Annotated in this window: 7 protein-coding genes and 1 pseudogene; 1 reads left to right on the top strand and 7 read right to left on the bottom strand. The window is 34.6% G+C overall.

Translation table 11 applies throughout. The features are described 5' to 3' along the window. Nucleotides 1-74 precede the first annotated feature (74 nt). The 6 genes and pseudogenes from SPD89_RS22085 to SPD89_RS22060 form a co-directional block, all read right to left on the bottom strand. Nucleotides 75-632 carry a hypothetical protein gene (locus SPD89_RS22085; RefSeq protein ID WP_336264096.1) on the bottom strand — a complete coding sequence of 186 codons (558 nt, stop codon included), beginning with the start codon at nt 630-632 and terminating at the stop codon, nt 75-77. A gap of 12 nt (nt 633-644) precedes the next feature. After that, a complete protein-coding gene (locus SPD89_RS22080) occupies nt 645-1844 on the bottom strand; it encodes an MFS transporter (RefSeq protein ID WP_336264095.1) in 1200 nt (399 codons plus the stop codon). Nucleotides 1845-2025: 181 nt separating this feature from the next. After that, a complete protein-coding gene (locus tag SPD89_RS22075; protein ID WP_336264094.1) occupies nt 2026-2685 on the bottom strand; it encodes a response regulator transcription factor in 660 nt (219 codons plus the stop codon). Continuing rightward, nucleotides 2675-4315: a GAF domain-containing sensor histidine kinase gene (locus tag SPD89_RS22070; protein ID WP_336264093.1), complete on the bottom strand. Its 1641-nt coding sequence runs from the start codon at nt 4313-4315 to the stop codon at nt 2675-2677. Before SPD89_RS22070 ends, SPD89_RS22075 begins: the two co-directional genes overlap by 11 nt. Before the next feature lie 452 nt (nt 4316-4767). Continuing rightward, nucleotides 4768-4980, bottom strand: a pseudogene (locus tag SPD89_RS22065) (hypothetical protein); the annotation flags it as partial. A 215-nt stretch (nt 4981-5195) separates the two neighbouring features. Further along, nucleotides 5196-5588, bottom strand: coding sequence for a short-chain dehydrogenase (locus SPD89_RS22060; RefSeq protein ID WP_336264092.1), 393 nt, complete (start codon nt 5586-5588; stop codon nt 5196-5198). Nucleotides 5589-5750: 162 nt separating this feature from the next. On the opposite strand from SPD89_RS22060, the gene SPD89_RS22055 reads away from it, so the two are divergent. Further along, a complete protein-coding gene (locus tag SPD89_RS22055; RefSeq protein ID WP_336264091.1) occupies nt 5751-6236 on the top strand; it encodes a hypothetical protein in 486 nt (161 codons plus the stop codon). A 717-nt stretch (nt 6237-6953) separates the two neighbouring features. Here the strand turns inward: SPD89_RS22055 and SPD89_RS22050 are convergent. Next, entirely contained in the window at nt 6954-7157 is a 204-nt protein-coding gene (locus tag SPD89_RS22050) for a hypothetical protein (RefSeq protein WP_336264090.1), read from the bottom strand. Nucleotides 7158-7350: the final 193 nt, after the last annotated feature.

The following is a 7350-nucleotide window of genomic DNA, read 5'->3' as shown; positions in this document are numbered from 1 at the left end:
ATAAAACGAACGGAGAAAAATAACTGTTGACAAGTTCGTAATGTCTACAGTTATTTATAATTAGCAAATGGGCTTTATGGTCTTTGATTCCAAGGTGTCAAGGTACCGACTATTGTTTTATTTTTATTTCCTTTAATCGCTTGGATGGTACCTCTTGATATTTCTTCATGGGTTAACCAGCGAGAAGTATTTTCATTATAAATAAACCCTAATTGCACTTCCTTTATGATACAATTTCTCTCTGTACTCTTTACTGGTGTTATAATTCTATCTAAATTACCACTACTTTTAATGATAACAAACGTCCACTGTTTATTTTCTTGAAGTTCAGAAACCTGTTTCATGATCGTTGGAATTGCCCTTGGAGCGGTACCGTGAATCCAAGCAACAACCATATTGATTGAACCGTGTCTTACGTATGAATGACTGATCTCCTGTTTTAACCTTTCGTTATCCGTATAATCCAACGCTCGAACTTCTAAACCATGTTCTCCATACTCTCCTTGTAAACGAGAAAGTCTTTGTTTATTTCTTCCAAAAGCGATAGTGTGCTCTGCATATTTTGCAATCCATCCAGTCGCTTCCTGAAGCATTCCTGTTCCACCAAAAACTAATACATGACCTAGATTCAATGTAATTTCCCCCTATACCATTTTTTCTTGACGAAGAGAATACAAATAAAACAGCATAACGATAAATATGATGGCTGCAATAACGAGATAGCTATAATAATTTCCTACTTCTAGCAATATTCCTAATATGATTGGACCAAAAAACATACCTATTTCATAAATGAAATAAAACGTACTACCAGCTAAACCCGATTCCGTTGCTTTGGACCGGTCTAACGTCCAAGCAATGAGACCAGGCATTGCCCCCCCAATTCCTAAACCAAATAAAAAGGGAACAATAAGTGCTAAAAGTGAGTGAGTAATCATACCAATTAAAATCATCGATACAATGATTAAAAGAAGTCCAGGTAAAATCGCCCATTTCCTACCTTTTTTATCCGAAAGTGGACCAAATGTCATTCTTGCAACGACCATTGCGGTTGCAAGTACCATCAAATAGATTCCTACATTCGATAAACCAAGATCTCTCGCAATGAGTGGTGCAAACGTGATATAACCCCCAGAGGCAAAACCTAATGCAGCACCAACCATTCCCGGTAATACAGCTTTTGGTGATATTACTCGAAATTTATTTTCTTCAGTTTCAGAATTCATTTCGCTTGATTCTATTTCTGTTGGAAGGAGACCTAAAATGGCACTAAATAATGCTGTTACCCCAGCTGTGACAAAAGCTACAAACCATCCAAAATCTTGCATGATCCATATTGCAATTACAGGACCGATTGCACTCGATAAATTATTTGTAATCCCCCACCAACCAACAGCTGCTCCTCTTTTTCCTTCTGGAGCTACTTTTGCCATTTGAGCCAATGAAGCGTTTAAGAAGATCGCTAAACCAAACCCTTGGATAAGGTGAAAAAATGTTAACAACACAATATTTGTCGTCAATGCCATGAATGGAGAAGTGATCGCCCATGCGATTGCACCCCAGAATACAAACAAGCGAGTTCCCCATTTATCGACAGTCCAACCGGACAACACTCTTCCGACCAATGCAGCTAAAGCACCGGAACCGACAACAAAACCAACCGTTGCTTCTGAATATCCATGCCCATCTAAATAAAGAGGGAATAACGTGCCGTGGAAAAAAACAGATGACCAAAAGAATAACGCAGACATACAAACGAACAAAAATTCTTTCGTTAAAAGTTTTTCTTTTGGATCCTCGATAAGCACATCTAGTTCTTTTCTTTCTGTTTCATTTTGACTCACGATCATTGACACCTCTTTTTCTTAATATTTATGTAAATACAGAAACGGTAACTACTCCTCCATACATTACCCACTAACAATTTTATCTTACAAATAAATAATGAATCTGTCTTCAGTACAAAGGATGAATTACTGACAAAAGAAAACCCTACTTATTTAGTAGGGTTCTTACGACTTTAGTCTAACTATTTTTCTTATGATCAAATATATTATTTTTTAACGCAAAAATTGCTGCCTGTGTGCGATCGTCTAATTCCAGTTTGCTTAAAATGCTGCTGACATGTGTTTTAACCGTTTTTTCCGTAATACAAAGTTCGCATGCAATTTGTTTATTACTTTTCCCAAGGGATATATGATATAGAACATCCATTTCACGGGGAGATAACGAAGCTAAATTTAATTCATCTATTACATGAGTATCGTCTGTCATATGGGATAAAAGCAAATTTGTCGCTTTAGGATGAAGTTGCTTCTCTCCGCGAAAAGCCGAATGGATCGTATTAACCAACTCATCTGGTTCAATATCCTTGAGTTGATAAGCTACCGCACCTGCTCTCAGCGCTGGCAAAACGTGATTTTGTTCAGAGAAACTAGTTAATACAATTACCTTTATGGCGGGATACAGTTCATTTATTTTCCTTGTGGCCTCGACCCCATCCATGACAGGCATTACTAAGTCCATTAAAACGATATCAGGTTTTAATTGTTCGATCGCTTCTAATGCTTTTCTTCCGTTATTCGCCTCGCCCACAATTTCTATATCTGATTGGGTGTTCAAAAAGAACTTTAACCCTTGTAAAACAACTTGGTGATCGTCGACGAGCAGTACTTTAATCGTCATGGTAACCACTCTTTCTCCAAGGTATTTCTACCCTAATGGTCGTTCCTTCATCGATATTACTTTGGATAAAAAATACCCCACCAATCTTTTCCGTTCGTTCCCTCATTGTGTGTAATCCTAACGACCACTGTCTTTCTTGTTTATCCGGTTCAAAGCCTTTTCCCTTATCAGAGATTTCAAGAAGAAGGCTTTGAGACGTTGATTGTAAGTTAATTGATACTTCTTGTGTATTCGCATGTTTTTTTACATTATTTAAAGCTTCCTGACCAATTCTCCAGAGCGTTTCCTCGATTTCTGCTGGGAAACTATACACACCATGAACTGAGTCTGTGACAGACAACCCGAGTTTTCTGCCATAATTTATCCATGCAGTCATTAGGCCTCCTTCTAACCCGACTGGACGCAATTGCCAAATAAGTGACTTCATGTCAGTGAGCGCATTTTGTGACAACTCTTGCATACGATCCATTGCATTCAAAAGTTCTCGGTTTTCTTCTGGTAACATTTCTTTCAAACCTCTGCTCGTTAAGGAGAGAGAAAAAAGTTTTTGATTAACTGAATCATGTAAATCTCTAGCAAGTCGATTCCTTTCTTCTAGTACTAACATCTTTTGCCGTTTTTCATTGACCAACATCCCTTCGAGGGCTAGGGAAATATGATCGGCGAGCAATTTTAACACTTCCAAATCACTTTCAGAAAAAAAATGATCTGTTTCCCCTGCAACGACAAGTACTCCTTGTTTAGCCTCTCGAAGTGCAATGATAGGTACAGTAATTGATGAGTGATACTCCGGAAATCCTAACGAACGCATATTTGAACTTGCTTCAATATTTTTGATCATTTTCTTCTTTGAAAGAGCTTTTCTCATATCATGATGAAAGATATCTTGTAACTGTTTATTTTCACGATGCATTTTATTGGCTTGATTACTAGCACAAAGTTTAAACGTATCTCCTTCTTTTAAATAAAAAGCGATAAACGACCATTGAAAAACATGATGTAACTGATTAACCACTTTTTTTAGAAACGTGCTTATATCGGAAAGCCTAGAGATATAACGAACTACCTCGTCTAGCAATGCTAAATTTTCTGCGCGCTTTTTTTGAGAATGATAGAGCCTCGTTCTTTTTACAGCCGTTCCAATTTGATAAGCAATTGATTCAAGCAACGTTAGTTCATCATCTGAAAAAAACTGTTTATTTGGAGCAGCAACATTTAAAATTCCAAACTGTTCTTCTCCATCTGATAAAGGAACTGTAGCATGATGGGTAATAGCATTCGTATCTCCCCAATCATACATTACCGCATTCTTTAACCGTTTACATTCGATGATATTAACAGGTTTCACTAACTTACCATCCCAATAATTGTTCAAACAATAACAAGTACCTTTGCACATCGGCTCATAATTTCCCCAAGATAAAGCAGGCGGCAAATGATGGCTCGCCATGAACGTATAGTGTGGCTTTTTATCATCAACAAGAAAAATCCACCCTGTATTTAAACCAGTTACTTTTAATAGTTTGGCAAGAACTGATTGTAGCATCCCCTCTAATTCATAGGAACGGTTTAACGTTTCTGCAATTACTTTTAAAACTCGTAAATCATCTTTTTTTATCTTTTTATTCAAAACGATTCACCTACTTCATTTGATAACAAGAGACTACTATTACTATTACTGTTCCTGTTCCATATTTTTACAAAAAGTATGAAGCCTTGATTAAAGCTAAAATATTCTACGTACACTAGATTTAGTAATCAAGGAAAATGATCAATTAATATGACATCCACCTTGTAGCACTCTGCACTTTGCTTTCAACTAATCTATTCGATCAAGTACACCATTCACAATTCCTTACTATTTTAACATAAATTTTAAATATTCTTATAAATACTCACGATCTATGAACTAGTATTTATTTTAAACTTATAACATGGATATAGAAAGGTTAAAATAAAACAAAAGTAATTAAAACATATTGCATTAAGAGTTTTGATAGAGTACTCAAAAACATATACTGGTACATTTCATTTAGTCAACTCATGCCCAAAATAATTAATTAAATGAGGTTAATTTAATTATTCTGGCACCATCGGCAAATCTTCCATACGCCATGTTTTATACTTTTTATCATACATATCTGGGGTCGCAAGCGTCACCAAATGCCCAAGCGCCCATGTGACAATATATTTCGATCCTTCTAAATAGCCGCTGCCATTTTTATTACAGCCAAGCACCCTCGCGATATCACGTGCAACGGATGGCTTTTCTGCTAAAACAAGTGATTTACTCAATTTTTTAAAATCCTCTCTATTTTATAACTACCTCTACTATAGCATAAGCCTGTAGAAATGAACTGTATCATACCATGCACTAGCTGCAAAATATTATGTATATGTGTGCACGCTTTAGAAAGACGCAAGACACATTAACATATAAAACGAACGGAGAAAAATAACTGTTGACAAGTTCGTAATGTCTACAGTTATTTATAATTAGCAAATGGGCTTTATGGTCTTTGATTCCAAGGTGTCAAGGTACCGACTATTGTTTTATTTTTATTTCCTTTAATCGCTTGGATGGTACCTCTTGATATTTCTTCATGGGTTAACCAGCGAGAAGTATTTTCATTATAAATAAACCCTAATTGCACTTCCTTTATGATACAATTTCTCTCTGTACTCTTTACTGGTGTTATAATTCTATCTAAATTACCACTACTTTTAATGATAACAAACGTCCACTGTTTATTTTCTTGAAGTTCAGAAACCTGTTTCATGATCGTTGGAATTGCCCTTGGAGCGGTACCGTGAATCCAAGCAACAACCATATTGATTGAACCGTGTCTTACGTATGAATGACTGATCTCCTGTTTTAACCTTTCGTTATCCGTATAATCCAACGCTCGAACTTCTAAACCATGTTCTCCAGCTTTAAAAATATTATTTAGACATAGAATCGGGCCTTTTAATTTATTAACATTCTATATACTCCCTTTTTAGCATTACTATACAATTTATGCTAAACTAAATATTATAATTTTGATTCGGAAGGCTGGGCTAGTATGAAGAATCATAAAAGGGAAACATTCGTACAAATTATCATCAGTATTCTTTTCCTAGCAAAATTGATTGTCTTAGATTACTTACTAAACAGATACGGGTTACCACAAAATCCTACAGGTATGCTTTATTTGAGTATCGGGTTAATTTTTATTGTGATTTCTTATTTTTATGTGTTTACTCATCTCCTATTCAGAAAGAATACATCTTTGTTAAAGCATAAATTATGGAATAAGCTACCATTTTTCGCTTTTATCATTTCATTTCTTTCATTTCTTGGCTTTATCATTAGTTTTAATATACTTTTTAATATGTTTGAAATATGGAACATTCTACTGCTTTTTATCATTATTTATTTTTTAATTCTATACTTTGTGTTTATTTTATCTATTGTCCATAGATTTAGTAGTGAAAAAAACAAGATTATACATTATGCTTATGTATGGGCGTTAATTCCAATAATTATCATACTAATTACATATATATAACTTATTATGGGTATTCGGATTATAGTGTGGAAAAACATATAAAGTTCAGTGTTCACATAATTAAATAACATTAGATTTTACTATACAAGTTATCCGAAATTAAAAATCACTTATAATTATCTAAGCAACAAAAAACACCAATGAAAATATTCCAAAAAGAAATCAATCGGTGTTAAAAAGTTTTATATTAAAATTCTACTTAGATGTATCATTATCAATATCAATATTCTGTATGTTGTTTTCTAGCGTTTTGTTATACTAGGAAACTATTATGTTAATGTTGGTACGTATAATTAATATTTTACCGAAAAAGGCAAATTCCAAGAGAACCCCCTCTAGTAATCCTAATATTTGTATTTACACCTACTTCGTGGTGCCAAGCTAGTGGTTGATAACTCCAACTTGTAGGAATGTAGGAACTGAATAGCTAAAAGAGTTACTGGAAGGTATTTGGGTTCTAGAATACTACCGTTAGCTCCTGATGAACCGTAAATTACCTCTCTATTAGATAAACTAACTTGATTATCTAGTCTATCCCAGCCACCTGTTACACTTCCTGTTAATTTAACGTTTGTAATGCCGTTTATAGTAGTGGTTTGATATGTATTCTAGCTTTTGCTAATACACTTCTCATACTATCATATTTTTGTCCACTCTTTGAGTAAGTAGCGGAAGGCAGATAAACTTCATTGAAAGTCGTTACAACAATGTCTTTAGTTACTCCATCATCTGATAAAACTTGTGCATAATATCCTCTACCTTAACCTCCTTTTCTTCTGTGCCATTCTGGTTTGTAATTGTTGGAACTAGATTTATGAATTGTGCTAATTCTTGCACTGTTAGATCTGAAATTCTGTTTTTAGCATCTTCATATGCTTCTTCAAAACTCTTGATTTCTACTTTCTCGGCATTAACTGACACTTTACTCTCTTTCCTTTGAGGGGATTCCATTTTATAACTACCTCTACTATAGCATAAGCCGGATAGGTTAGAACTATTGAAGAATGTATGAGATAAGTGGTAAGATTTATTCTATTGGTTTTAAATTTTTAAAGAAAGTGACAGATATATATGGGAATCATTATTTCGTTAGCCGTTGTATTTTTTATCTCAT

Origin of the sequence: Pseudogracilibacillus sp. SO30301A (genome assembly GCF_037072025.1) — a bacterium.
Taxonomy (GTDB): domain Bacteria; phylum Bacillota; class Bacilli; order Bacillales; family Amphibacillaceae; genus Pseudogracilibacillus.
Note: the sequence above shows the minus strand (reverse complement) of the source record. Positions and strands in the feature narration are given on the sequence as shown.